The 1133-nt window shown below is 45.7% G+C and carries 2 protein-coding genes; both read left to right on the forward strand.

Annotation, left to right across the window (positions count from 1 at the left end):
- The first annotated feature begins 65 nt into the window (after nt 1-65).
- Nucleotides 66-227, forward strand: a complete 162-nt coding sequence (locus F6K38_RS42695; protein ID WP_287360959.1) for a hypothetical protein — start codon at nt 66-68, stop codon at nt 225-227.
- 153 nt (nt 228-380) lie between these two features.
- Nucleotides 381-833 (forward strand): MerR family transcriptional regulator, encoded by a 453-nt coding sequence (locus tag F6K38_RS42700; RefSeq protein WP_287360961.1) that lies wholly within the window; start codon nt 381-383, stop codon nt 831-833.
- Nucleotides 834-1133: the final 300 nt, after the last annotated feature.

The following is a 1133-nucleotide window of genomic DNA, read 5'->3' on the forward strand; positions in this document are numbered from 1 at the left end:
TTATTAACTACGGGATTGGCCGTAGGTCACGCTACGGGATTGACCGTAGGCCACGCTAAAAGCGATTGACCTTTGGTCACGCTACGCGATCGCATTCCCAATCCCGATTCCCGATTCCCGATTCCCGATTCCCGATTCCCGATTCCCGATTCCCGATTCCCGATTCCCGATTTCCTAACTATTCCGATATTGACGCAGTCGCTAATAGTGGAAACCACAGCACTTGACTTGCTAGCCACCCTTACCATATTTACCACTTTTACCACCCTTTCCTCCCTATTCCCTATTCCCTATTCCCTGTTCCCTACAAAAATAAATTGTCAATTTTTCTTTTTTCCCTTACAATAGTATTATCGGAAGAGTTAAAGCAGGGTCAACTGATGAACAAGTGCGTTGGAACTACTGAAGCAGCATCTCTATTAGGAATTTCCTCTCGACGATTGCGCCAACTTCTAGAGAAGGGTCGCGTCCGGGGTGCCTATAAAAGCGGGAAATTCTGGATTATTCCTCTGTTCAACCATTTGCCACAAATTACTAAAGGTAATCGTGGACCGAAGGGGAAATGGCGCACTAGTCGTACGACCGCTTTAGCCAAGATTAATGTTAATCGCAATCACATTGGCTCGAATATGAAGAAAAGCCCGGAAGACCGGAAGCCAGTGATTTCAGTAAAACGAAAGGGAACTAATCTCTACGGTAATGAAGTGGAAATCCTTGGTCCGTGTAAGATTGTTTATCAGCCGGATAATCCACTGGATTGTGGTGCTCGTTTGTGGATTGAAACTTTTAGTGATATTCACTTTGTAGGTGGTAGTTTTCCGGCGAGTAGTTGAGGGTGTCAAGGGCTTTTGGTTTAGCAGCTGCTGTTAACGGGACTGAGCTAGTATAAATGTATGTTTAGGTTTCAACCAACAACATATGAGGTGTGTAATGAAGGGATTATCTCTTGGGCTAGTATTGGGCGTTGCGTTATTCGCTAACCCGGTTTTCAGTTATCAACTTGGTGAGGATGATGGCGCAGGTGTCGAGACTGCGAAGACTTGCTCCAGCTGCGGATACGATGATCCCGCAGGTGATCAGGGACAAGACTGCCCCAACTGTAAAGTAAACAGAAAAACTGCGACTAAGTAGGT

It is taken from the genome of Moorena sp. SIO3B2, from assembly GCF_010692525.1.
In the GTDB taxonomy this organism is placed as follows: Bacteria; Cyanobacteriota; Cyanobacteriia; order Cyanobacteriales; family Coleofasciculaceae; genus Moorena; species Moorena producens.